This window comes from Sphingomonas sp. Marseille-Q8236, assembly GCF_965112005.1.
In genome coordinates this window covers 15,555-38,142 of record NZ_CBCOPO010000004.1, presented here as the reverse complement: position 1 = coordinate 38,142, position 22,588 = coordinate 15,555, and the positions used below count along the sequence as shown (strand labels likewise).

Genomic DNA, 22,588 nt, shown 5'->3' with positions numbered 1-22,588 from the left:
GCGTGGTCACGATCTGTCCGGCGTCATGAAGTTCGCCACCTCGCCGGCCTGGGGCGAGCATCTGGGCGAGGCGCTCGGCGATCATCTCGGGCTGGCGATGGAGGAGTTCGACTTCGAAGCGGACGAGCTGGCGGACATCGTCGGCGATCATTGGGCCGGCGTGTTGTGGGGATGCGCGTTCGAGGATCTGCTGACGCGCACCATCCAACCCGACCGGAACATCGTCGATGACTATATTCGGCGCCGGGGCTGGAATGAGAGCGGCCCGACCAAAATCTACCTGCGTGCCCTTCGATCGTCAGTGATGAGCCTCCACGAGGTCAGCGAGGTCGAGCCCGGCAGCGGCTTCCTCGTGCGCGACCTGATCCGGGGCGGCGAGCCGCTTCGAGTATCCGAGCGCAGCGCCTCGCAGACGCTGAAGCAATGGGACAGGATCGGTGCCCGCGTCGTGCAGGTCGGAGGCAAGCACCTCCTGTCGGGCGGCGTGCTGTCGTTCACGATGGAGGCGGCCGAGGCGCTCGTCGCCGATCTACGGCGCTCGAAGGGCAAGCGCAGCCCGCGCACCGCGTTGAACCTAGACGCCGACGATCTGGCTGCACTTCCGGCCCTCATCAGCACGGCATGGCTGTTCGATGTCGTTCCCAAGACCATGGGACCGGCGCCCATCCCCACGCTGCACAACATTGATGGCGAGGAGGTGATGTTCCACCGCGTGCGCTTTCCCTTCGCACGCGGCGTGACCCAGGCGCTGGTCGGCGAGCGGCTTGATACTGTCCCTGCGCTTCAGCGGGAAACCACGCACTTTTGGAACTGGCTGGGCGAGAAACCGAACGGAAAAGCGAAAAGCACCGGGCGCATGGCGTGGGGTGTGACGATGGCGGACGGCACCCCGGTGCTCGGCAATGTCGAATTGAAAGGCCGCGCCCTGATGCTCGCCGTCACCTCGGCCGAGCGAGCGAAACGCGGCACCGCGCTTATCAACGATGCGCTCGCCGGGTTGGTCGGCTCGCCGCTGACCACGATTGAGACGGTCGAACAGGCCATGGCGGCGCGGGCCGAGGGGCTGACATCATCCGAACCGGCACCCGCCATTGCGCCAGAGGTTGCAACCCCGCTCATCCATGCCATGCTCGACCGTCAGTACCGCGCGACGCTCGATGAACCCGTCGGCATGCTCGGCGACATCACCCCGCGCGCAGCCGTTCAAACTGCCGCAGGCCGGCACCGAGTAGCCGGGTGGCTCAAGCATCTCGAAAACCGCAGCAGCAGCCAACTCGACGCGAACGACCCGATGGCCACCTACGACTTCACTTGGATATGGCGCGAACTTGGCATCGAGAACCTGCGCAAATAGTTCGCTACCCCTGACGTCGATGCCTACCGTGAATCCGTGTCCCTACAATGCACAGAGGCCACCAAGGGTGACGGCGTTCGTCATGAGCTTGTACCCTCCCCTATTCCAGCACCACGCTGATGGTCATGATGGTCGGATTCAGCACCCGGCGACTCAGTTGAATGAAGCGGCATCGCCGCGTTCCCCGGGACGGCTTCGACCGTGTCGGGGTGACTACACGAAAGTGACGTATCTGCACGGAAAGGGCGAACGGATAGCGAACGTCACGCGGCAAGTAGGGAGTTGACGGCGCGCAGCGGTCGCAAGGCGTCCGGATCGGGTTGATCTTCAACATTCCAGCTATAGTCACCGGTCAGCGAGATATGCTCCCAGCCCAATGGCGCGATGTGGCGTGCGATTTCGTCGGCTGTGCCGATGTCCGCCAGCGCCATTTCGAGATAGCGAGTGTTCCACAAGATGATGGCGGCGACGAGCAGGTTGAGGCCGGAGGCGCGATAGGTCTGGTTCTCGAACCGACGATCGCGCAGTTCGCCGAGCTGGTTGAAGAAGAGCGCGCGGGCGAGCGCGTTGCGGGCTTCGCCTTTGTTGAGGCCCGCCTGGGTGCGCCGGCGCAGGTCGATGTCGCGCAGCCAGTCGAGCATGAAAATGGAGCGTTCGAGGCGGCCCAGCTCGCGTAGTGCGAGGGCCAGTCCGTTCTGTCGCGGATAGGCGGACAAGCGGCGCAGCATTGCCGAAGCAGTGACGGTGCCGGTGCGGATCGACGTGGCGAACCGCAGCAGTTCGTCCCAATGCGCCGCGACATGACCCAATGCGATCGGTTCGGCCGTCATGCCGGCAAGCAAGGGGCCGGATTCTTGGCCGGGAAGGAGGTGTAAACGACGCTCCTTGATGTCGCGCAGGCGCGGCGCGAAGCGGTAGCCGAAGAAGGGCATGAGGCCGAACACATGGTCCGATGCCCCGCCCGTATCGGTGTAGTGCTCCTCGATCGTCAGGCCGGTCTGGTGATACAGCAAGCCATCCAGCACATAGGGCGCTTCGCCAGCGGTCGCCGCGATCACCCGACTTGCGAAGGGGTCATATCGATCCGAGACATGGGTGTAGAAGGCAACGCCTGGTTCGTTGCCGCTGCGCGCGTTGATGTCGCCGATCGCGGCCCCACGGCCCCCGGCATGAAATTGCTGTCCGTCGCTCGACGAAGTGGTGCCGTCTCCCCACAGCGCGGCGAGCGGCATGGCGCGATGGGCGTCGATCAGCCTTCCCAACGCTTCGCCATAGGCGGCTTCGCTGATGTGCCAGTCGTGAAGATGGGCGAGCTGACGCAGACTTGCGCCCCGGCAGGTTTCCGCCATGCGTGTGAGGCCGAGATTGATGCCATCGGCGAGGATGACCGTGAGCAGCGCATTGCGATCGTCGGCTTCCCGGCCCGAACGACGATGGATGAAGCATTCGCTGAACCCGGTCCAGGCATCGACCTCCAGCAGAAGATCGGTGATCTTCACGCGCGGCAGTCGATCATAGGCGGCGCGACGGGCAATCTCGGTGGCGGGCGGTGTTGCCGCCTTCAGCGGCGAGATGATGAGACCGTTTTCGTCAAGCTTAACCTGGGGCAGCTCCCCTTGCCGTGCAAGGACCGTTACCTGCTCGATCGCCGTGTCGAGCCTGGTGCGCCGTTCCTCGATATGGCGCTCGAAATCCGTTTCGATGGCGAGCGGCAACGGCCCCTTCTCGCGCAGCGCCGCAAAGGTCGCCGGCGGTATGAGATAGCTGTCGAAATCGCGAAACTGCCGGCTTCCCGCGACCCATATATCCCCGGCTCGCAACCGCTCGCGTAGTTGCGACAAGGCGCATAGTTCATAAGCGGCACGATCAACGATGCCATCCCGCAGGACGAACGGGCGCCATGCGGGCGGCACAAAGCGTAGCGGCACGCGATCAGGCAAGCGCCGTTTGCCGGTCCGATATAGCTCCGCGATGATGGCCAGCGCTGACAGGAGCCCCTGAACCGCGCCGGCGCCGCGAAACTCGAAGGCGTTGAGAAAAGCGCCGACAAAGAGCTTCACCGTCCGATGCCGCTCGATCAATTCGGCGGTGCGATCGACGGTTTCCGGTCGCCCGAGCACTTCGGCCTGCTCGACGGCCACGGCGAAGTGCTGCCAGTCCAGCGCCTCGATCTGCGCCAGAGAATCCACGCCCTTGCTGCGCGCGTCGATGAGGAGGCGGCAAGACCCCGTGAGCGTCCGAGGTGGCCTTGCAACTCGCGCACCGTCTTGAGGGCTTTGTCGCGGGTCCGGTTCTCGGCGCGGCGCGCCATGCTGCCCAACAGCTTGTCGAACATCGTCAGGGTGGCGTCGGTCAGGCTTTCCTCAAGCCGGATGCCGGTTGCCGCCAGCGTCGCATGGCGGCGCAGGGCATTGAGTTCGCCAAGGTGCTGGGGTGTGATGCGGCTGCCTTCGTCCGCCAGCCTGTCAAAAGTCAAAGCCGGGATCATGTCGGCACGGGCGCGATCGAGGCCCAGCGCGCGGATATAGGCGAGCCGTTCGATCAGGCGCAGGATGTTGCGCGCTGCCGGCGATTGTGGCGCATTGCGCATCCAGGATAGCCATGTCGCGACCTGCCCCGGTCGTCGGGCCAGCAAATCGTCCAGGCCCTGAAGGGTGTCAGGCAGCAGGCCATTCGTGAGCACTTCATAGGTAAGCTGTTCGGCTTGCTGGCGCGCCCGCCGCAGCACCGCTTCGAGAATCGACGGAGAAGGCAGGAGGATCTGCAGGCGCCGGAGTTCATCGACGATGACGTCTGCCATCTGGCCGGGGTGTATGATGGTCTGCGCGATTGGGACCGAGAAGGCGACAACTTCACGGAAAGCGTTGCGGTCAAAAATCCTGAACCCGTGCGATCGCCGGATTTCGACGAGATGCTCGCGACGGGTCTGGTCCCGATGGGCATAATCCGCGAAGGCTGCCGGCGCGACGCCGAGTTGCTGCGCCACATAGGCGAGCACAGGAGCGGGCGGGACTTCGCCCGCTTCCAGCGCACGGCCAGGCCATCTCATATATAGCATGAGCATCGCATAGCCGAGCCGGGTGGCATCGCCGCGACGGCGGCCGACAATTTCCAGGTCGTCGCTGGTCAGCGTATAATGACGCGCGATCTCGCGCTCATCGAGCGGCGCGCCATAATGCCTCGCCCAGATTTCCAGGCTCACCAGTCGCCGTCTCGCCAAGCATCATCTCCTTCGCTTTGCGTGTCCGTCAGACGGTCCTCTGGCGGCCAACAGGAATATGTCCGTTAACTCTGGACCTGTAACGGCGATTCGGACAAGATCGCATAATGACGGGAAAACGGACAGGATCGGGCATCATGTGGCGCTGATCGGCTATGCGCGCGTCTCGACCGCAGACCAGAAGCTGTCGCTCCAGCTTGACGCGCTGAACACTGCCGGGTGCGACCGTATATTCGACGATCACGCATCCGGGGCAAAAGCCGATCGGCCTGGCCTAACCGAAGCGCTCGCCTATTTGCGCCCCGGCGACACGCTGGTGGTCTGGAAACTCGACCGCCTCGGCCGCTCGATGAGCCACCTGATCGAGAAGGTCGGCGAGCTTGCGGCGCGCGGCATCGGGTTCCGCTCACTCACCGAGAATATCGACACCACCACTTCGGGCGGCATGCTGGTGTTCAACATCTTCGGCTCGCTGGCCCAATTCGAGCGTGACCTGATCCGTGAACGCACTCATGCCGGCCTCAAGGCCGCACGCGAGCGGGGCAACAAGGGTGGTCGCCGGCCTGTCGTTACCCCCGACAAACTACGTAAAGCGCGGGCGCATATCGCAGCGGGCCTCACTGTTCGTGAGGCGGCGGCCCGGCTCAAGATCGGCAAAACCGCCCTATACAAGGCTCTGGAAAACGCGTGAAACCGCTGGCGATCAAGAACTCGTGGGTGCTGGTCACAGGGGCTTCGACCGGTTTGGGCAGAGCGTCCGCCCTCCGCTTGGCGGCATCGTACCAGGCCAAGCCCCTGATTGTTGGACGAAGGCTCGACAACTTGCGGGAGCTACAGACCGAAATTGACGAGCGGTTCAATGTGCCGTGCGAGATTATAGTGGCTGATCAACGTGAAATCGAGGGCAGGGAGAAAATCGCGGCTAAGGTTGCAGAATTGCAAGTAACAGCCGCTTTGTTGGTTGCCGGAATGACGAGCGTTGGTTCATTTGATGCAGGCCGTGCCGACACTTATGCCGAGGTAATTGAAACAAACATACTCGGTTTCACGGATTTGCTGGCTCGCCTGATTGCGATTTTCAGGGAGCAGCCGTTTGAATCCTCAGTAATCGCCGTGTCGAGCCTGGCGGGCGAAACATCCGTGCCCTTCCAAGCGGTCTACGGCGCGTCGAAAGCCTATGTGAGCACCCTCATGCGAGCGCTTTCCGTGGAGCTTGCCGGGACGGGAGTGAGTGTTGGGTCTTTTGCACCCGGTGGAATCGACACAGACATGGCTGCCCTCAGCGATTTGAAGTGGGGGAGGTTGGGTTTGATGGACGTTGACCGGTGCGCGGCCCATGCAGTCCACGCTCTGGTTTATCGGCAATCCTTCGCCATACCGGGGATGGGCAACCAGCTCACATATTTGGCGAGCAGGGTTCTACCTCGATCGTTGGTCAATCGGATTGCCGCCCTCCCATATCGGCGCCCGTAGGGCGGCACCACATAAAAGGGGCAGGAAAGCCTGCGAATAGCATCTGCTGGCATCGTACCGGATTTGTTCGCCCTTAGCGTGCAGATACGTCACTTTCGTGTAGTCACCCCCAATTGACCCCGACAAGCTGATGTCGCTACGCATGGCTTAAGTGGCGCTGCTGGGATCCTGATCCATCAACGGCTGCGGACCCGGCGATTCATTCGGTGATCGTAGGCAGCCTCAATTTTTGCCGCGTGGGCGGGCTCGGGTGGGCCGGTGCTGCGTGCGGACCAGGCTTGCGCCCCAAACCGATTTTCTTTGCCATAGCGCGCCGGGCTTCTGAATACGCCTCTGCCACCATCGGGTAGTCCGGCTTCAGATTGTAGCGTTCCCGATATTGCTCGGGCGTGAGTCCATGTCCGCTTAGATGACGGCGAAGCGTCTTGTACGGCTTGCCGTCGATCAGCGAGATGATATGATCCTTCGACGCCAGCGATTTACGTACCGACACCGCCGGCGTGAACTGGGCGGCCGTCGCTTCCTGCGGAACTGCTGTGCTCGATTGGTCGATCAATCCTGTGATGCTGTCACGCATCCGGGTGAGAAATGCCGGCACGTCCTCGGCCGCGACGCGCGTGTTGGGATTGCTCAGCCATGCGATCGTCAGCTCGGTTGCGAGCTCGATCGCGTTCGGGCCGGTATCGATTTCTGTGGTCATGAGGAAAGCTTGTCCTTGAGTGCCTTGGCCGGTGTGAACACCATTTTGGTCGACGCGGCGATCTCCATAGCTTCGCCGGTCCGGGGATTGCGACCGGTCCGGGCGTCCCGGGCCTTGCTGGAGAACTTGCCGAAACCCGGCAGCGACACCTCCTCCCCCCGCGCAACCGCATCGCCGATGTCACCGAACACGCGGTCGATCAACGCCCGGGCCTTGGCGGCACTCAGATCGCTTCCCTCGGCAATGCCTTTCACAAGATCGTCTAGCTTCATCAAATATCTCCCGTAAACGTGCACCGGGATAATCGTTCCGGTCACGGGCGCAACAGTGCATCCCCTTTCCGGGTGGCGCCGGCAAGATGCAGCGGGCTGGCGACACCGTTGCGTAGCGTGCGTAGATCGCGATCATGCAGCGATGATGTTTGTCCTGCACATCCGATGCCCGTTAATTGAGCAACCTCACTGATGGCGGGTCCGCGCATCGGCGGGCGTCGACCGATAAGCTGGCGGCTCGCGATCGTCGTGGCGGTGGTAGCCCTGTTCGCCAGCAACGCCTGGCTCAAGGGCATCTTTGGCTATGGCGAGATTGCGACCGACATTCCGTTCCTGCTGTTCGGCGTGATCCTGTTCTTCACCTGGCGCGTCAATCGCAATGCCGCCAACCGGCAAAGCGAGCTGCTGGGGTCCGCCCGCTTCGGCGACCGCGCCGACGTGCGAAAGCTGGAGGTGAGCGGGGATCTCCTGATCGGCCGCTCGGCGAAGTTGGGCAAGCTGCTCCGCTATGACGGCGCGGCGCATCTGCTGACGATGGCCCCCACCCTCTGGCCAGGCCGTCGGCACGATCATCCCCAACCTGCTCCTGCTCGATCGCTCGGTCACCTGCATCGACCCCAAGGGCGAGAACGCCCGCATCACCGCCCGCGCCCGCGCCGCTAAAGGTCCGGTCTGGTGCCTCGATTGGTTCGGCGTGTCGGGCCGGCCCCCTGCCCGCTACAATCCGCTCGACCGGCTCGATCCCACCAGCCTCGATCTGGCGGAAGATGCCAACACGCTCGCCGACGCGCTGGTCCACGACGCGCCGGGGCAATCGGGCGACGCCCACTGGAACGAGGAAGCCAAGGCGCTCATCGCCGGGCTGATCCTCCACGTCGTCACTACCGAACCCGCCGATCGGCGCACACTGGCGACGGTGCGCGATTATCTGACCCTGGCCCCTGCCGGCTTCGCCGCGCTGCTCGCGGCGATGCAGGGCAGCACCGGCGCTGGTGGCCTGGTCGCGCGCGCCGCCAACCGCCAGCTCGGCAAGTCCGATCGCGAAGCCGCGGGCGTGCTGTCCTCGGCCCAGCGCCACACCCACTTCCTCGATAGCCCGCGCATCGTCGCCAGCACGGCCGCGTCCGATTTCACGTTCGCGGGATTGAAGGAGTCGACCGCAACGGTGTTCCTGTGCCTGCCGCCCGATCGGCTCGACACCTATGCGCGCTGGCTGCGCCTGCTGGTGAGCCAGGCCGTCACCGACATGGCGCGATCGACCGCTCGCCCTCCCCGGCCGGTGCTGTTCCTGCTGGACGAGTTCGCCGCCCTCGGTCGCCTCGAACCGGTCGAGCGGGCGATGGGCCTGATGGCCGGCTATGGTCTCCAACTCTGGCCGATCCTCCAGGACATGCACCAGCTCCGCGCCAACTATGGCGAGCGCGCCGGCCCCTCGGAAAGCGTCAGCGCGCACGTCACCGCCGGGCAACTCGCCACGCCTGATGAAATCATGCGGATGCGGCCCGACCAGATTCTGTTGCTGCGCCAGGGGGAACACCCGCTCGCGGTCGAGAAAATCCGCTACTATGACCAGCGCGAGTTCGACGGCCTGTTCGATCCGGCCTAATTAAGCCCGCTGGGGGCGCTCGCGCCGATCGGCATCCCAAACCACCTAAAAGCCCCTCTTTTGCCTCCACGTCGCGCCTGGACGGCCGTAGCGGGCGATTCCGTCGCTACCCGTCCCCACTTCTTTCCCGCCTAGCTAGCGGCGCGTAGCGCCGCCCCTGTGACGCCGAAGGCGGCACGCAGCGAAAGTGCATCGGCCGTTAGGCCGATTCCGCTTGTCCTTTTTTCCACTGGTTGGTGGCGAGCGGTCGGTCTGTCTTGCGCACTATCGGGGTTTTGGCCCCCGATCCGATGGACCAATCGGGGTTATCCACAGGCCTGAGTCCTTAAGAAGAGTCTCCTATGTAATAGGAGGTTTAAGACCCTTACGGAGCGGTTTCGGCCTGTATCGTCAAAGGGTTAGCGGCCGTTTCAGGGGCCAAAACCCCGTGATTCGCGGGGCCAAAACCCCGTGATTCGCAGGGGCCATTCCCCCGATAGTTGGAGCCTCACCACTATCGGGGTTTTGGCCCCTGGCGATCAGTCGGCCGGAAACCCCATCGGCGGGCGCGGCAAGCGCTTGAACTGGAACCCTGGATGGTCGGTCGAAAGCTGGCAACGCTCTGTGAAGTTAAGAACCTCCTCGCCTTCATCGTTCCTGACCAGCTCCAGCCAGTAGCCGGGTAGCCGCTGCCGCTCGACCGCGCGCCGAAGCTCCTTGGCGAAGTCGGCCACGCGCTGGGTGCTGCCGCTCTTGTGGTGGAGCTGCTTCATGGTGAAGGCCCAACCCGCCGCTTGGTGGCCGCCATGCTTGCGCACGACACGGTAAAGCCAACGTTCGATTCCGCCGGTCAGCTTGAAATAGGCTCGGTCGATGCCGAGCACGAGGCGGTCGGTCAGCACGCCCTCGTAGAGCCAATCCGATATGGTGAACTCGACGCCCGTGGATCGGCCTAGGTCGTCGGTCGGTGCCGAGTAGCGCTCGATCCAGTGGAAGCCCTCGGGGCGCTTCTTCTTGCCCTGGCGAATGTTGGTGCGGATCAGGGTGGCGCTCAACCGCTCAAGTGCCTCTACGATGCGCCGGTACTCGTCTCCCCCGGTCGGCCGATCGATCCCGCGTAGCAGCTCATAGAGCGGGACGTGGAAGTGCGGCGTGGTCGGCTGTCCCGCCGCCTTCGCCGCCCTGAGCTGCGACACCGCCCATATCAGGATGTCGCAATCCCAAATGGTGGCGATACCGATCTCGGCCGGGGCCGTGACGTTGACAGTTATGGTCGTGGCGCCGTTCTGCACCTGGTAGTCGATCGGCTCGCTGCGGCGCTGCTTGGAAAGGCTGAAGAACGGCCGCTCCATCATCTCCTGTTCGTCATGAGTCGGTATGTCGCCTGGCAGCGTCACGAACAGGTCGAGCTGGTCGAGTACGCCGGCGCGACCGCCTTCCTTCCTTCTGACCTTCTTAGTCATAAAGGCTCCAAGGGTCAGAGGTCAGCGGCGTGATCGGCCGCTCGGCACACTGGCGGCTACCGCCTCCAGCGGCTCCAGCCCGCGCGCCTCCAAGAGCCGGTTCCACGCCTCATGCCCCAGCTTCTGCAAAGACAACCCTGTGTCGAGGCTGAGCTGGCGAAGCCGGCGACGATCGCGCGGGGTGACTTGCACGTTGATCGGCACGATCACCGGCGAGGCGGTGTCCCGCACGGGTGCTGCCTCGGTCGCCGCCGCGGTGCTCGGGGCCGCGGCCGGCTCCTCGTCCAGCTCGCCCATTACGTCGGCGAGCGCGCGGCCGGTGCGCTTACTGCTCATGTCGTATCTCCTGAATCCAGCTCCAAACCTGACGCAGCTCGTCGGCCGCTTCGCGGGCCGCATGGCCGCGCATTTCGGTGACGCCCCTCCCCTCAAGCGAGGCGTCCAGATAGATCGTCCGATCGGATAGGTGGATCGGGCAAACCGGGACCGGGTAGCGCGACAGCGCGGCACGCGCGGCAATCGCGCGGGCCTCGTTCTTGGCCGCGTTGACGATGACGGCCGCACGTCGGTCGAGCCGGCGGAGGATCTTCAACGTTTCCCCGACCGCCTCCAGGTCGTCTGGCGACGGCCGCACCGGGACAATCACCAGGTCCGCCACGCGCGCGGCCTCGGCCTCGGGCTCCTCGACGGCAGGACGCGTGTCGATGAACAGCGCGCCGTCGGACTTGCGCCGGAGCCGCTTGGCCGCGTCAGTCAAATTGGTGCCGTCCAGGTCGACCAGCTCGGGGCGCTCAAAGGCCGGCTCGATCTGCTCGCGCCGCGTCCACCACTTCGTCGTCGTCCGCTGCGGGTCGCGGTCGATGATAAGGCTGGGCTCCGCCTCGCCCGCGAGAACCGCGAGCTGACGGGCAAGGGTGCTTTTCCCAGCTCCGCCCTTCTGGCTGACAAGTGAGTAGATTTGCACCTTCGCCCCTTCTGGCTCTCTTTCCTGTGACACTATGAAGGTGATTGAGAGTGAAGGAAAGACCCTTTTCACCTTCCCGCGCGAGCGATCGTCACGCGCAAGCGCCGAGACGCTGTAAGCGGCTCGGTCGGAGCGCAACGGAGATAGAGCGCGGTCCCGCCAGGGACGAGCTCGCCATGCAACTATTCCCTAGCGCTTGGGTTTCTGATATGTCGGCCAATGCCTGTCGTCCATCGCATCGGCGGCCTGCGGGTCGTGATCTGGCCCAACGATCACCGCCCGGCGCACGTCCATGTGAAAGGCGCGGAAGGAGAGGCGGTGTTCAACCTGAACTGCCCCGGTGGTCCGCCCGAGCTGCGGGAGAGCTTCGGCTTCAAGGTGCCGGACGTGAACAAGATCGAGGCCGCGCTGGTCGAGCTGGTGCCGGCGCTGTGCGCGGAATGGAGTGCGATACATGGCGATTACTGAGCAAGAGCTGGCGCAAGCCGAAGCGCGCATGGAAGCGACCCGCGCCGCGGGTCATGCCGTGTCCGCCCGTTACGATCGTCGGCGGTCGCGCGTCGTGGTCGCACTCAATACCGGGGTCGAGCTGACATTCCCGACGCAGCTCGCCGAAGGGCTGGCCGATGCGTCGCCCGACAACCTCGCTGAAATCGAGATCAGTCCGGCGGGGCTGGGGCTTCACTGGCCCAAACTCGACGCGGACCTCTATGTCCCGGCGCTGCTCCAAGGCGTGTTCGGCTCGAAGCAATGGATGGCCCGCCAGCTCGGCGCGGAAGGGGGCCGCTCCCGCACGGCTGTTAAGGTCGCCGCTTCGCGCGCGAACGGCCGGAAGGGCGGTCGGCCGGGTAAATTCGCGGCGGCTTGATCTGGCACTACTGGCCTTTTTGCCTGTAACACTAAGAAGGTTTTTAGGCGAGTAGGGGGGTGTATGCGAAGTTTCCGCTTTCGTTCCACCCTCCGATGACTCATAGAATCGTCATGCCGATCGCGCGCGAACATCGCTGGCTCTACCCGATCGACTGGCGCGAGCTGTCCAATCTCATCCGGTTCGGCCGCGCCAAGGGGCGGTGCGAGCATTGCCGTCGCCCGCACGGCCGCGACGTGCTGCACGTAGAGAATGGCGTCTGGTGGGACGAGGACGCCGCGACCTGGCGCGACGGGCAGGGCAGGGGGCTTCGCCGCCTGCCGACGCCGGTCCAGCTGCCAATCGTGCAACCGGGGTTCGCCGGGATCGGCGCGCCCGCGCCATACCGCGTCACGCGCGTCGTCCTCGCCAGCGCGCACCTGAACCACGATCCCGGCGACAACCGGCCGCGAAACCTCGCCGCGCTCTGTCAGCGTTGCCACATGGTCCACGACGCCACCGAACATCGTCGGCGCCGGTGGCTCAACGCCTTCCGACTGCGCGCGATCGGCGACCTGTTCGCATGACTGCCGGGCCGTAGGCGCGACCCAAGGGTTGGGTGGGGGGGGCAAGACGCGGCCGCCCCAATCGGGCGGCCTCCGCTACGCCGGCGGGCCTAGCGAGCTGCGCCCGCCCGGTATGTGCCGATAGAGCGTGGACGGCTGCACGCCGATCTGCGCTGCCACCTCCTCGACGGTGATGGTCGGGTCGGCGAGCATCGCCCTGGCGCGCTTGATCTCGGCCGGCCCCATCGCCGGCTTACGCCCGCCGCGCCGCCCCAGCGCCTTCGCTTGGGCAAGCCCGGCATGGGTGCGCTCCAAGGTCAGCTCGCGCTCGAACTCCGCCACGGCTGCGAAGACGTGGAAAACGAGGCGTCCGCCGGGGCTGGTGGTGTCGATCGCCTGGGTGAGCACCCTAAGGCCGATCTCGCGCTTGGCGAGATCTTCGGCCGTCTCCACGAGCTGCCGAACGGAGCGCGCGAGCCGATCGAGCTTCCACACCGCCAGCGTGTCGCCGGCGCGAAGATAGTCGAGCGCCGCCTTCAACTCCGGCCGATCGCGCTGCGCGCCGGACGCTTTCTCCATGAACACCCGTTCGCATCCGGCCTGGCGGAGCGCGTCGAGCTGTAGGGCAGGGGACTGGTCGCGAGTGGACACGCGCGCATAGCCGACGAGCAAGGGTGTAAACGCTCGCGCTAAGTGGCGGCATTCTGATCGCGCTATTTGTCGGCGAGCGTCGCTACGCGGCTACCGGCTTGGTCTCGGCCGATCGCACATAGGCGTAGAGTGTTGGCTTGGAGATGCCGAGCATCGAGCAAATCTTGGCGATCGGCATCGTGTTCTCGTGGTAGAGCCTGACGGCCAGGTCGCGCTTGTCCTTGCCGAGTGCGGCCGGCCGGCCACCCTTCTTGCCGCGAGCGCGGGCTGCGGTGAGACCGGCCTGGGTCCGCTCGCGGATCAGGTTGCGCTCGAACTCCGCCAATGCCCCGAACAGGTGGAAGGTAAGCTTGCCCGACGTGGTGGTCGTGTCGATCGCCTCGTGCAGGCTCAGCAGCCCGACCTTTTCCTCGTCGAGGTAGGTCATCCATCCGATCAGATCACGGAGCGAGCGGCCGAGCCTGTCGAGGCGCCAGACCACCAGTGTGTCGCCGGCGCGAAGCAGCTCCTTCACCTTTTCCAATCCAGGGCGAGCGGCAGTCGCCCCGGAGGCCTTGTCGGTGATGACCTTCTCGCAGCCGGCAGCCTTCAGCGCATCACGCTGGAGGTCCAGGTTCTGCTCGGCGGTCGATACGCGGGCGTAACCGATTTTCATGCGTAGGGCCGGTGGCGCCCCGATCGGGCGCGGTTTGGGAAGAAAGTCGTCATCGGCAGGTCTATGTTGCCCTAGTTTTCTTTACCGGGTAGATTTACGTCGAACAGGCCGGTTTGGCAACGCGTGTCAGTTTTCGAAGCCAATGTCAGCGAAAGCCGAATGAACGCTTGCTAAGCGGGGCCGGCGTTTGTCACACTCGGCGTCGCTGGTGATCGGAGTCGATGTCAGCAGCTTGCACTTCCCTCGAAGTGGAGGTCGGCAGTTGGCGGAAGCAGCTTCGGACCTGAGCCTCGTTCCCGGGCCGTCATGGCAGGAGGCAGAGCGACGTGCGGCGGTGCTTCGGCCACTGGCGGCGCTGCCGGCCTGTCCCCGCGAGCAGGCCCGCGCAGCCGCAGTCGTCTTGGGCGTGTCCGAGCGTCAGGTTTACCGCTTGCTCCGAAAATGCCGCGAGGGCGGCGGTACGGTAACCACGCTGGTCAGCAGCGGATCGGATGGCGGGCGCGGCAAGAGGCGGATCGAGGAGCGCCGCGAGGCCCTGATCCGCGATGCCGTAGCCGAACTGTACCTGACGCCGCAGCGGCTGTCGGCCGAGAAGATCGTGGTCGAGGTTCGCCGGCGCGCCCGCGACCAGCATGTGCGCCCGCCATCGGCGAGTACCGTCCGGCGCAGGATCGCGGCTTTGTCGCAGGAAGAGCGGCGTAGACGCGGTGACGTGGCTGTTCCGGAAGCGGTGCTGGGATCGACCGTGACCGCCCAGGCGCCGCTCGACGTGGTGCAGATAGACCATACGCCAGTGGACCTCATCCTGGTCGATCCGATCGAGCGCCGCCCGATCGGCCGCCCCTGGGTGACGGTCGCAATCGACGTGTTCAGCCGCTGCATCGCCGGCCTCCTCGTGACGCTGGAAGCACCGTCCGCTACCAGCGTCGGGCTGTGCCTGGCGCATGTCGCGTCGGACAAGCGGTCGTGGCTGACAGCTATCGGGGTCGATGCGGACTGGCCGGTGATGGGACGCCCCCGGCAGATCGGCGTGGACAATGCCGCCGAGTTCCACTCCGAAGCTCTGGAACGCGGCTGCGCCCAGCACGACATCACGATCGACTGGCGACCATTCGGGCGACCGCAGGTCGGTGGTGTCGTGGAACGGGTGATCGGCACGCTGATGGAGTTGGTGCATGGCCTGCCCGGCACGACCTTCTCCAACGTCATGCAGCGTGGACGCTACGACAGCGACAAGGCCGCGTGCCTGACGCTCGCCGAGCTGGAACGATGGTTGGCCGTCGCAATCGCCAAGCTCTACCATCTGCGTCCCCATGCCGGGTTGGACGGCGAAGCCCCATTACAACGCTATCAGGAAGGCGTGCGCGCCCTTGCCACCGAAGGACTGGCACCGCCGTCGCCGCGTGATCCGCGCGCGTTCCTGATCGACTTTCTGCCTGTGGTCCGGCGGACCTTGCGGCGCGACGGGGTAGTGATCGACCACATCCACTATTTTTCGGATGCGCTGAAGCCCTGGATTGAACGGGACGGACCACCCCGGCGCATACTCATCCGCCGCGATCCCCGCGACCTCAGCCGCATCTATGTCCACGACCCCGACGACGGTGGCTATCTCGAAGTCGGCTACCGTGAACTTTCCCGGCCACCCGTCTCGCTATGGGAACACCGTCTCGCCCGATCCCGCCTGCGTCGCCAACGGCAAAGTGAGATAGACGAAGGCATACTGTTCGCCGGGATCGAGGAGATGCGTGAGATCGAGGTCCAAGCGCGAACCGCGACGCGCACGACCCGGCGCAATCAGGCCCGCCGGCTTGGGCTGCGTGTCATCACCGATCCCGCCCCACGGTTGAGCGAACCTGCTTCGCCTTGGCCTGTGCGAGCGGTCGATGGCACGGCATCATCCGAGCCTTTCGATGTAGAGGAGTGGTGAGCATGATGGGCGAGCCGGATCATCTCTCGCCCGCTGCCCGCCCTATCGCCGACCTGCCATCGTCGGAGCGCCTGGCGCATATGCACGGCCAATGGTGGATCGCTCATCCCCACGCGGAAGCGGCCCTGGCGCGGCTCGACGACGCCTTCCGATTTGGGCCAGGCCGCGTCCGGCCGCCCAACCTGCTGATCGTGGGGCCGACTAATAACGGCAAGAGCATGATCGCCGAGAAGTTTCGGCGCCTGCATCCGCCGTCACCAAGTTCGTGCGGCCAGCGCGAAGTCGTGCCGGTCGTGGTGATGCAGATGCCGACCGAACCAAGCGTCCGACGCTTCTACGGTGCGATCCTGACGGCGCTCAACGCGCCAGTGTCGTTCAACCTCCCCGGCGAACGTCTCGAACGCTATGCACTCGACCTTCTGCGCGCGGTCGAGGTGCGGGTGCTGATCGTGGACGAGCTGCACAACCTGCTCGCCGGCACGCACCGTCGCCGCGCCGAATTCCTGAACATGCTCCGCTTTCTCGGCAACACGCTCCGCATCCCGATCGTCGGCCTGGGCACCAAACAGGCTCAGATCGCGGTGCGCAGCGATGACCAGCTTGAGAACCGCTTCGAGCCGATCCCGCTACCGGCATGGCAGGACGACGGTGTGTTCGCGCGCCTCCTCGCCAGTTTCGAGCGCGCGTTGCCTTTGCGCGAACGATCGGCGTTGGCGGACGCTCCTGAAATACGCAGTATGGTGCTGCGCCGATCGACCGGCCTGATCGGCGAGGTCGCGGCCTTGCTCACTGCCGCGACGGTTCATGCGCTGCTGCATGGACGCGAACGGATCGACCGCGTGATGCTTGAAGGGTGCGACTTTCGTGGGCCGGACGAACGGCGCGCCCTGTTCGAAGCGTCCTTCCCCCGTGTTCGATGAAGTCGAGCTGATGGGCGACCTACCGCGCCCGCGCTGGCCGCTGCATCCGCAACCGCGTCCGTTGGAGAGGCTGGACACTTACGTCCGCAGACTGGCCGACACCTACGGCATGGGTGTAGCGACCTTCTGTCGATATGGCCTTGGCTGCAATGTCGGCGATCTTGACCGCTGCGCGGACGATCCGCCCCAAGCCTTGCTGGAACGCCTGTCGAGCGGCACCGGTCAGTCGATCCGCCGGCTCCGCAACATGACCGACGCCCGTTGCCATGCTCGAACCAAGGTGGCGGCGCGCTGGGTAATCCGCTGCGATCCAGAAATCGTCCACAAAATGCGGTTCAGATTTTCTGGACACGGCGGGTTTGTGGACAGTATTTAGAGACGGTCGGCGCCCGATTTTGCGAGCGCCGGCCCGCTTGTCCACAAACCGAGCGGATTAGGGACAGGGGTTACACCACGATGCCGGACGTGCTGGGCTATGCCCGCGTCTCCACCAGCGACCAGGACCTGGAGGTGCAGCGTCGCCGGTTGCGCGACGAAGCGGGCGCGATCCGCGTGTTCGACGATGTGATCTCGGGCAAGAGCTTCGATCGGCCCGGCCTAAACGAGCTGATTGGCTTCTGCCGACCCGGCGATATCATCTGCGTCGTCCGGCTCGATCGCCTCGGCCGATCGCTCAAGGAGCTGCTGGAAACCGTCGACATGTTCAAGGCGCGCGGGCTCGCATTCCGTTCGCTGGAGGAACGGCTCGATACATCCTCGGCTGCAGGCGAGCTGGTGTTCCATGTGTTCGGTGCCATCGCGCATTTCGAGCGCCGGCTGATCGTCGAGCGCACCCGCGACGGCATCGCCGCGGCGCGCGCGCGGGGAAAAGTGCCTGGACGCCCTACGCTCGACGCCGACAAGCTGGCGTCGGCGCTCAAGCTGATCGAGGCCGGCGTGCGTCCGGCGCAGGCGGCGAAGCAGCTTGGGCTTGGCCGATCCACTCTCTACCGCGAACTCGCTGCACTCAAAACCGAGGCACCCACCACGCCCGCACTCAACGCCGCAGAATGAGCCGTAACGTCGTGGCTGTCATCGTCTCTGACATATAGCTGACATCGACTTTGAAAACCGACACAGGAACCTCATGACCATCCAGCGTGTCCGCAAGGCAGTGTTTCCCGTCGCGGGTCTCGGCACCCGCTTCCTGCCCGCCACCAAGTCGATGCCCAAGGAGATGCTGACGGTCGTCGACAAGCCGTTGATCCAGTATGCGGTCGAGGAAGCGCTGGAGGCGGGGATCGAGCAGATCATCTTCGTCACCGGTCGCGGCAAGGGCGCGCTGGAGGATCATTTCGACGTCTCGTTCGAGCTGGAAGCGACGATGAAGGCGCGCGGCAAGTCGATGGCGATCCTCGACGGCATCCGCCAGAAGCCCGGCTCGCCGGTCTATGTCCGCCAGCAGGAGCCGCTGGGCCTTGGCCATGCGGTATGGTGCGCGCGCGAGATCGTCGGCAACGAGCCGTTCGCGGTGCTGCTGCCCGACGAGCTGATGGTCGGCGGGTTCCTCCGGCAGATGGTCGAGGCGTATGACAAGGTCGGCGGCAACGTCATCGGCGCGCTGGAAGTGCCCGACAGCGAGACCGACAAATACGGCATCATCTCGCCGGGCAAGGTGGACGGCAAGCTGACCGAAGTCACGGCGCTGGTCGAGAAGCCCAAGGGCAAGGCGCCGTCCAACCTGATGATTCCGGGCCGCTACATCCTCCAGCCCGAGGTGATGCAAATCCTCGACGCGCAGGAGCCGGGTGCTGGCGGCGAGATCCAGCTGACCGACGCGATGGCCAAGCTGATCGGCCGCCAACCGTTCCACGGCTTCACCTTCGACGGCAAGCGCTACGACTGCGGCGACAAGGCGGGTTGGGTCCAGGCGAACATCGCGCTGGCGCTGGCGCGCGCCGACATCGGCCCCGCCGTGCGCGCCTTCGCCGAAGAGGCGCTCGCGGCGAAGTAGGGCCCGCTCATCATCTGCAGCGAAGACCGGCAGCCGGAATCCTCGGGGCAGCGCCTGCGTACGGAAGCGAGAGACCAGCAAGTCGTGCCATGCCCCTTGTCCGCGAGGAGGGCCTGCGTGCGCCTTGTTCCTTCGATGCACGCGGGTGCCGCCTTCCCGTCGCCGACCGTCGGCATCCGGGCGCCGGGACCACCGACGACATCCTGATCCATCCACCGGTCAATCGCGAAAAATCATTGTTCCTCAAGATGCCGGTTGGGTGCGGACCCTAAAAGGCATTCCGATGCAGCAGCACGCCGAACGTCTGGAAAACGATGGTGACATCGCGCCATATCGACCAAGAGTCGAGATAATCCAGATCCGCCTGCAAGCGGTTGAGCAGGTCGTCATGGGTTTCGGTGTTCCCGCGGAACCCCTTCACCTGCGCAAGCCCGGTAAGACCCGGCTTGACGGCATGCCGGTTCCAATATTGCGACGTGACTTCCCAGTACAGCGCATCGCCCGCCAGGGCGCCGGTCGCATGGGGACGCGGCCCCACGACGCTCATCTCGCCGCGCAACACGTTGAGCAGCTGCGGCAGTTCGTCGATACTGGTCTTGCGGATGAAGCGGCCGATCCGCGTCACGCGGGAATCATTCCGGCTCGTCAGCTTGCTTGCCTTGTGGTCCAGCTGATCGGCGCGCATGCTGCGAAACTTGAACATCGGGAACATGCGATTTCCCTGTCCGATCCGCTGCTGCACGAACAGGATCGGACCGGGCGAGTCCAGCTTGATGCAGATCGCGATAATGGCGAACAGGGGCAGGAGCAGGATAGCGGCGGGCACGGCGATGGCGAGATCGAACAGCCGCTTGATAAGTCGGTCGACGGCGTTGAGCCGGCCCGAAGCGATCAGCGCCGTTGCCGTGCCGTGATAGCGGGTCGTGTGGATCGCGCCGATCTCGTCCAGTTCCGGTGCCAGTACCTCGACATTGACACCGGCCCCCTTCAGCGCGCGCGACCAGTCGCCGCGGCGCTCGGGCGGGCAGGAGACGATCACCCGATCGGCATCGCAGACCAGCATGCCCAGACGGTTGAGCATCACCGGATCGTCGATGCTGGGTTCGATCCCGAGACCGCGCAGGTCGACCTTGTACGCACCGCAGGTATCGGGCGGCAGGACACCGTCGATCAACACGACTTCACTCTCCGGACTGCCGTCCAGCAAGCCGAAGGCGTAGCGGGAAAAGAGAAAGCGGCTCACGACGAGCAGGACCGCTCCACAGGTGGTCCCGGTAATCGTCAGCATGCGCGACAGGTTGTCGGTCGATTTCAGCACGAAGGTGACGGCGATGACGATCAAGGCGGCAACGCACAGCGACAGGCAGGCGCGCCGGGTGCTGCGTGTCGCGCTGATGACGACGTTCAGCCGATACGCCTGCTGCCGCACCGCGACCAGGAAATAAAACGGTACCAAGAGCGGTAGAAACGAAAACATGGTTTCATGCCGGATATTTCCCAAATACAGCCACGCGAACATCGTCTGCCCGAAAAATATCGACATAAAATCAAGGGTAGTCAGCATCGCCAATATTTTCATACGGATGCCGTTCTTGGATTTTTTCACTCGATCACCCGCAGTCGCCGACTGATACGGGGCATTCGCACGGGCCAATGCAGGTATCGTCGTCATATATTCCGTTTCCGTAGCCGGTCCATCGGCTGTAGGACCGATATCGGTCACCCGTTAGACATTTTGCTATCGCTTGAAAATGGTCGCCATTCGTCCGGTACACCGGCGTGCACGGACGATGCACAAAGCCGGAGCGGCTTCCGCGCGGGAGCCGGGGTTGCCCTGTCCCATACCCGTCTTTATAGGCGCATCGCACGGGTATTCGGCGGTCAGGCCGCTCCCAATGAGGGTGGGATGGTTCGACACGACACGATTCCGTCGCCAGAACGCAGATTCTGGATACTATGCGCCTTCCTGCTTTTCATGTTTCTTACCGGCGGCAGTTCCTGGGCCAATGCGCCGACGCTGATCGTGCTGCGCCCGGTCAGCGTGTTGATGCTTGGCTATGCGCTGGCGACCATCCGCCGGGATGACCTGCGGCACGGCTATTGGCTGCTGATCCTGGCAGGGCTGATCGCCGCCCTCACGATCCTGCATCTGGTCCCGCTGCCCCCTGCCTTGTGGCAGGCGTTGCCGGGCCGGGCCATCGTTACCGAGCTCGACGCCGCGCTCGAGTTCGACGCGATGTGGCGTCCGCTCTCGCTGGCGCCGGATGCGACGTGGAACGCGCTGTTCTTTCTCGCCGCCCCGATGGCGGTCCTCCTGCTGGCGCTCGGCCTCTCGCAACAGGACCGACTGCGGCTCGTCTACGTCATCGTTGCACTGGGTGCCCTGAGCGCGTTGTTCGGCCTGATCCAGGTGGTCGGGATCCCGATCTCCTTGTATCCGTCGCCTGCGCCCAACGCCGGGTTGTTCGCCAATCGCAACCATCAGGGCGCCTTGCTCGCGGCGATGCTGCCCATGTTGATGGTCTGCGCCCATGCCGGCAACCTGGTGCGGTTCGCCCCCAACCTGGCCAGGCTGGGAAGCGCGGCGCTCGCAGTCGTCCTGATCCCGCTGATCATCATCACCGGGTCGCGTGCCGGCATGCTGATCGCGGTGGTCGCCATCCTCAGCCTGCCCCTGCTCAGGATCGGCCTGTCGCAGCCGCAGCAGCAGCGCAGGCGTCGGCGCATGCTTCCGCTGATCCTTGGTGGCGTGCTGCTGGTCGCGCTGGTCGGCCTGGTCGTCGTGACGTCGCGTGATGTCGCCATCGCACGCATGGGTACGATCGGCGAGGATATCCGCTATCCGGTATGGGTGAGCGTGGTCGAGGCAACCCGCAACTACCTGCCATGGGGCTCCGGGATCGGCAGCTATGTTCCGGTCTATCAGATTCACGAACCGGCGGCGTTGCTGCGACCGACCTATTCCAACCATGCGCACAACGACTGGCTGGAAGTGGTGCTGGTCGCCGGCGTGCCCGGCATGCTGTTGCTACTGATGGCGACGGTGTTGTTCCTGTTCGCCGTACGACGACAATCAGCTGGTTCCGGACTAGAAGGCATCATCGCGCGCCTGGGACTGATTACGATATTTCTGTTCGCGCTGGCGAGCATGGCCGATTATCCGCTGCGGACGCCCATCGCCGCGTCGATCCTCGTGATCGCCGCCACATGGGCACTGCCGGCACGAACGATGAGAGACAAAAGTGAGCAGTAACGGGATGAACGTCGGCAAGACGCGACCAGAACGGATGACCCAGAGCCTTGCACTGGCGCTGATGCTGGCACTGGGGGGGTGTGGCGGCAATCGCCCGCCGGTCGGCGGTGCCGCCGGGCTTTCGGTCGTTCCCGCAAGCGAATTTCCCTCGCCGACCGTCAACGATCTGGTTCCTGATCCCCGGCCCTATCGTATCGGTCCGCTCGATACGCTGGTCATCGACGTGTTCGGCAACGAGGATCTGAAGGCGCGCGAAATCCAGGTGGACGCCAGCGGGCGCATCTCGTTTCCGCTGATCGGAACGGTCGAGGTCGCGGGCAAGACCCCGCGCGAGGTCGAGACCGACATGACCGCACTGTTGCGTCGCCAATATCTCCGCGACCCGCGCGTCACCGTGAACCTCAAGGAAATCGTCAGCCAGAACTTCACCGTCGGCGGCGAAGTCACCGAACCCGGGGTCTATCCGGTCATCGGGGAAATGACGCTGCTGCGTGCCATCGCGCGCGCCAAGGGGCTGACGGAATTCTCGAAGCGGCGCGAGGTCATCATCTTCCGTACCGTCGGCCAGCGCAAATATGCCGCCTTGTACGATGTCGGCGCGATCGAACGCGGCGTATATCCCGACCCGCAGGTATTTTCGAACGACGTCGTGATGGTCGGCGATTCCAAATCGCGGCGCATCTTCCGCGACGTCCTGACGGCATCGCCGCTGGTCGCACCCGTCTTCCTGCTGCTGAACTAA

Annotated in this window: 23 protein-coding genes and 1 pseudogene; 15 read left to right on the top strand and 9 right to left on the bottom strand. The window is 64.6% G+C overall.

What is annotated here, in order from left to right; translation table 11 throughout:
• Positions 1 to 25: 25 nt before the first annotated feature.
• The gene (locus ACWPWT_RS20640; protein ID WP_020817906.1) at positions 26 to 1,354 is read left to right on the top strand and encodes a hypothetical protein; all 1,329 of its coding nucleotides are present in this window, start codon (positions 26 to 28) and stop codon (positions 1,352 to 1,354) included.
• A gap of 263 nt (positions 1,355 to 1,617) precedes the next feature.
• On the opposite strand, the pseudogene ACWPWT_RS20635 reads toward ACWPWT_RS20640, so the two are convergent.
• Positions 1,618 to 4,574, bottom strand: a pseudogene (locus ACWPWT_RS20635) (Tn3 family transposase).
• Between the two features lie 139 nt (positions 4,575 to 4,713).
• Between ACWPWT_RS20635 and ACWPWT_RS20630 the strand changes: the two are divergent.
• Positions 4,714 to 5,265: a recombinase family protein gene (locus ACWPWT_RS20630; RefSeq protein ID WP_004213210.1), complete on the top strand. Its 552-nt coding sequence runs from the start codon at positions 4,714 to 4,716 to the stop codon at positions 5,263 to 5,265.
• On the top strand, positions 5,262 to 6,047 hold the full coding sequence (locus ACWPWT_RS20625; RefSeq protein WP_004213209.1) for an SDR family NAD(P)-dependent oxidoreductase: 786 nt from the start codon (positions 5,262 to 5,264) through the stop codon (positions 6,045 to 6,047). Before ACWPWT_RS20630 ends, ACWPWT_RS20625 begins: the two co-directional genes overlap by 4 nt.
• A gap of 199 nt (positions 6,048 to 6,246) precedes the next feature.
• Here ACWPWT_RS20625 and ACWPWT_RS20620 read toward each other — a convergent pair whose 3' ends face one another.
• Positions 6,247 to 6,747 carry a MucR family transcriptional regulator gene (locus tag ACWPWT_RS20620; protein ID WP_016509662.1) on the bottom strand — a complete coding sequence of 167 codons (501 nt, stop codon included), beginning with the start codon at positions 6,745 to 6,747 and terminating at the stop codon, positions 6,247 to 6,249.
• Complete coding sequence (locus tag ACWPWT_RS20615; RefSeq protein ID WP_035386333.1) at positions 6,744 to 7,019, bottom strand: HU family DNA-binding protein; 276 nt, start codon at positions 7,017 to 7,019, stop codon at positions 6,744 to 6,746. The genes ACWPWT_RS20620 and ACWPWT_RS20615 overlap by 4 nt, the downstream gene beginning before the upstream one ends.
• 192 nt (positions 7,020 to 7,211) lie before the next feature.
• Here ACWPWT_RS20615 and ACWPWT_RS20610 point away from each other — a divergent pair, with 192 nt between their 5' ends.
• Together ACWPWT_RS20610 and ACWPWT_RS20605 are read left to right on the top strand one after the other, a co-directional pair.
• The gene (locus tag ACWPWT_RS20610; RefSeq protein WP_156843923.1) at positions 7,212 to 7,682 is read left to right on the top strand and encodes a hypothetical protein; all 471 of its coding nucleotides are present in this window, start codon (positions 7,212 to 7,214) and stop codon (positions 7,680 to 7,682) included.
• Entirely contained in the window at positions 7,588 to 8,625 is a 1,038-nt protein-coding gene (locus ACWPWT_RS20605; protein ID WP_419790022.1) for a type IV secretory system conjugative DNA transfer family protein, read from the top strand. Before ACWPWT_RS20610 ends, ACWPWT_RS20605 begins: the two co-directional genes overlap by 95 nt.
• Positions 8,626 to 9,143: 518 nt before the next feature.
• Here the strand turns inward: ACWPWT_RS20605 and ACWPWT_RS20600 are convergent.
• From ACWPWT_RS20600 to ACWPWT_RS20590, 3 genes are read right to left on the bottom strand one after another with little or no spacing between them, the layout of a single operon-like run.
• Positions 9,144 to 10,067: a replication initiator protein A gene (locus ACWPWT_RS20600; protein ID WP_016509643.1), complete on the bottom strand. Its 924-nt coding sequence runs from the start codon at positions 10,065 to 10,067 to the stop codon at positions 9,144 to 9,146.
• A gap of 21 nt (positions 10,068 to 10,088) precedes the next feature.
• The gene (locus ACWPWT_RS20595) at positions 10,089 to 10,403 is read right to left on the bottom strand and encodes a hypothetical protein (protein WP_035386332.1); all 315 of its coding nucleotides are present in this window, start codon (positions 10,401 to 10,403) and stop codon (positions 10,089 to 10,091) included.
• Positions 10,393 to 11,031 (bottom strand): nucleotide-binding protein, encoded by a 639-nt coding sequence (locus tag ACWPWT_RS20590; RefSeq protein WP_016509639.1) that lies wholly within the window; start codon positions 11,029 to 11,031, stop codon positions 10,393 to 10,395. Before ACWPWT_RS20590 ends, ACWPWT_RS20595 begins: the two co-directional genes overlap by 11 nt.
• 219 nt (positions 11,032 to 11,250) lie before the next feature.
• Between ACWPWT_RS20590 and ACWPWT_RS20585 the strand changes: the two genes are divergently transcribed.
• From ACWPWT_RS20585 to ACWPWT_RS20575, 3 genes are all read left to right on the top strand, one after another.
• On the top strand, positions 11,251 to 11,499 hold the full coding sequence (locus ACWPWT_RS20585) for a DUF4160 domain-containing protein (protein ID WP_035386331.1): 249 nt from the start codon (positions 11,251 to 11,253) through the stop codon (positions 11,497 to 11,499).
• The gene (locus ACWPWT_RS20580) at positions 11,486 to 11,899 is read left to right on the top strand and encodes a DUF2442 domain-containing protein (protein ID WP_035386330.1); all 414 of its coding nucleotides are present in this window, start codon (positions 11,486 to 11,488) and stop codon (positions 11,897 to 11,899) included. The genes ACWPWT_RS20585 and ACWPWT_RS20580 overlap by 14 nt, the downstream gene beginning before the upstream one ends.
• Positions 11,900 to 12,012: 113 nt before the next feature.
• Positions 12,013 to 12,465 carry a hypothetical protein gene (locus tag ACWPWT_RS20575; RefSeq protein ID WP_285161384.1) on the top strand — a complete coding sequence of 151 codons (453 nt, stop codon included), beginning with the start codon at positions 12,013 to 12,015 and terminating at the stop codon, positions 12,463 to 12,465.
• A gap of 75 nt (positions 12,466 to 12,540) precedes the next feature.
• Here the strand turns inward: ACWPWT_RS20575 and ACWPWT_RS20570 are convergent, their stop codons facing one another.
• Both ACWPWT_RS20570 and ACWPWT_RS20565 read right to left on the bottom strand, forming a co-directional pair.
• Complete coding sequence (locus tag ACWPWT_RS20570) at positions 12,541 to 13,116, bottom strand: recombinase family protein (RefSeq protein ID WP_285139582.1); 576 nt, start codon at positions 13,114 to 13,116, stop codon at positions 12,541 to 12,543.
• Between the two features lie 61 nt (positions 13,117 to 13,177).
• Entirely contained in the window at positions 13,178 to 13,750 is a 573-nt protein-coding gene (locus ACWPWT_RS20565; protein ID WP_007407197.1) for a recombinase family protein, read from the bottom strand.
• Between the two features lie 334 nt (positions 13,751 to 14,084).
• On the opposite strand from ACWPWT_RS20565, the gene ACWPWT_RS20560 reads away from it, so the two are divergent.
• From ACWPWT_RS20560 to galU, 5 genes are all read left to right on the top strand, one after another.
• A complete protein-coding gene (locus ACWPWT_RS20560) occupies positions 14,085 to 15,680 on the top strand; it encodes a Mu transposase C-terminal domain-containing protein (RefSeq protein ID WP_454281077.1) in 1,596 nt (531 codons plus the stop codon).
• Between the two features lie 2 nt (positions 15,681 to 15,682).
• Positions 15,683 to 16,600 carry a TniB family NTP-binding protein gene (locus ACWPWT_RS20555; RefSeq protein ID WP_021245552.1) on the top strand — a complete coding sequence of 306 codons (918 nt, stop codon included), beginning with the start codon at positions 15,683 to 15,685 and terminating at the stop codon, positions 16,598 to 16,600.
• Positions 16,590 to 16,976, top strand: coding sequence for a TniQ family protein (locus tag ACWPWT_RS20550; RefSeq protein WP_021245551.1), 387 nt, complete (start codon positions 16,590 to 16,592; stop codon positions 16,974 to 16,976). The genes ACWPWT_RS20555 and ACWPWT_RS20550 overlap by 11 nt, the downstream gene beginning before the upstream one ends.
• 80 nt (positions 16,977 to 17,056) lie before the next feature.
• Positions 17,057 to 17,653, top strand: a complete 597-nt coding sequence (locus tag ACWPWT_RS20545; RefSeq protein ID WP_021245550.1) for a recombinase family protein — start codon at positions 17,057 to 17,059, stop codon at positions 17,651 to 17,653.
• Between the two features lie 73 nt (positions 17,654 to 17,726).
• Positions 17,727 to 18,593: a UTP--glucose-1-phosphate uridylyltransferase GalU gene (galU, locus tag ACWPWT_RS20540; protein WP_285139424.1), complete on the top strand. Its 867-nt coding sequence runs from the start codon at positions 17,727 to 17,729 to the stop codon at positions 18,591 to 18,593.
• Between the two features lie 268 nt (positions 18,594 to 18,861).
• On the opposite strand, the gene ACWPWT_RS20535 is transcribed toward galU, so the two are convergent.
• Positions 18,862 to 20,157, bottom strand: coding sequence for a sugar transferase (locus tag ACWPWT_RS20535; RefSeq protein ID WP_454281085.1), 1,296 nt, complete (start codon positions 20,155 to 20,157; stop codon positions 18,862 to 18,864).
• Here ACWPWT_RS20535 and ACWPWT_RS20530 point away from each other — a divergent pair.
• Together ACWPWT_RS20530 and ACWPWT_RS20525 are read left to right on the top strand one after the other, a co-directional pair.
• On the top strand, positions 20,077 to 21,846 hold the full coding sequence (locus tag ACWPWT_RS20530; protein ID WP_454281084.1) for an O-antigen ligase family protein: 1,770 nt from the start codon (positions 20,077 to 20,079) through the stop codon (positions 21,844 to 21,846). The two genes, ACWPWT_RS20535 and ACWPWT_RS20530, sit on opposite strands and share 81 nt — an antisense overlap.
• Positions 21,836 to 22,588 carry a polysaccharide biosynthesis/export family protein gene (locus ACWPWT_RS20525; protein ID WP_285139427.1) on the top strand — a complete coding sequence of 251 codons (753 nt, stop codon included), beginning with the start codon at positions 21,836 to 21,838 and terminating at the stop codon, positions 22,586 to 22,588. Before ACWPWT_RS20530 ends, ACWPWT_RS20525 begins: the two co-directional genes overlap by 11 nt.

Excerpts from the sequence above, each read along its gene's own strand:
- ACWPWT_RS20615 (WP_035386333.1), bottom strand. The coding sequence starts at position 7,019 with ATGAAGCTAGACGATCTTGTGAAAGGCATTGCCGAGGGAAGCGATCTG.
- ACWPWT_RS20555 (WP_021245552.1), top strand. The coding sequence starts at position 15,683 with ATGATGGGCGAGCCGGATCATCTCTCGCCCGCTGCCCGCCCTATCGCC.
- ACWPWT_RS20640 (WP_020817906.1), top strand. The coding sequence starts at position 26 with ATGAAGTTCGCCACCTCGCCGGCCTGGGGCGAGCATCTGGGCGAGGCG.
- ACWPWT_RS20535 (WP_454281085.1), bottom strand. The coding sequence starts at position 20,157 with ATGCTGACTACCCTTGATTTTATGTCGATATTTTTCGGGCAGACGATG.
- ACWPWT_RS20610 (WP_156843923.1), top strand. The coding sequence starts at position 7,212 with ATGGCGGGTCCGCGCATCGGCGGGCGTCGACCGATAAGCTGGCGGCTC.
- ACWPWT_RS20585 (WP_035386331.1), top strand. The coding sequence starts at position 11,251 with ATGCCTGTCGTCCATCGCATCGGCGGCCTGCGGGTCGTGATCTGGCCC.
- ACWPWT_RS20580 (WP_035386330.1), top strand. The coding sequence starts at position 11,486 with ATGGCGATTACTGAGCAAGAGCTGGCGCAAGCCGAAGCGCGCATGGAA.
- ACWPWT_RS20565 (WP_007407197.1), bottom strand. The coding sequence starts at position 13,750 with ATGAAAATCGGTTACGCCCGCGTATCGACCGCCGAGCAGAACCTGGAC.
- ACWPWT_RS20600 (WP_016509643.1), bottom strand. The coding sequence starts at position 10,067 with ATGACTAAGAAGGTCAGAAGGAAGGAAGGCGGTCGCGCCGGCGTACTC.
- ACWPWT_RS20620 (WP_016509662.1), bottom strand. The coding sequence starts at position 6,747 with ATGACCACAGAAATCGATACCGGCCCGAACGCGATCGAGCTCGCAACC.
- ACWPWT_RS20530 (WP_454281084.1), top strand. The coding sequence starts at position 20,077 with ATGCCGGATATTTCCCAAATACAGCCACGCGAACATCGTCTGCCCGAA.
- galU (WP_285139424.1), top strand. The coding sequence starts at position 17,727 with ATGACCATCCAGCGTGTCCGCAAGGCAGTGTTTCCCGTCGCGGGTCTC.
- ACWPWT_RS20545 (WP_021245550.1), top strand. The coding sequence starts at position 17,057 with ATGCCGGACGTGCTGGGCTATGCCCGCGTCTCCACCAGCGACCAGGAC.
- ACWPWT_RS20575 (WP_285161384.1), top strand. The coding sequence starts at position 12,013 with ATGCCGATCGCGCGCGAACATCGCTGGCTCTACCCGATCGACTGGCGC.
- ACWPWT_RS20595 (WP_035386332.1), bottom strand. The coding sequence starts at position 10,403 with ATGAGCAGTAAGCGCACCGGCCGCGCGCTCGCCGACGTAATGGGCGAG.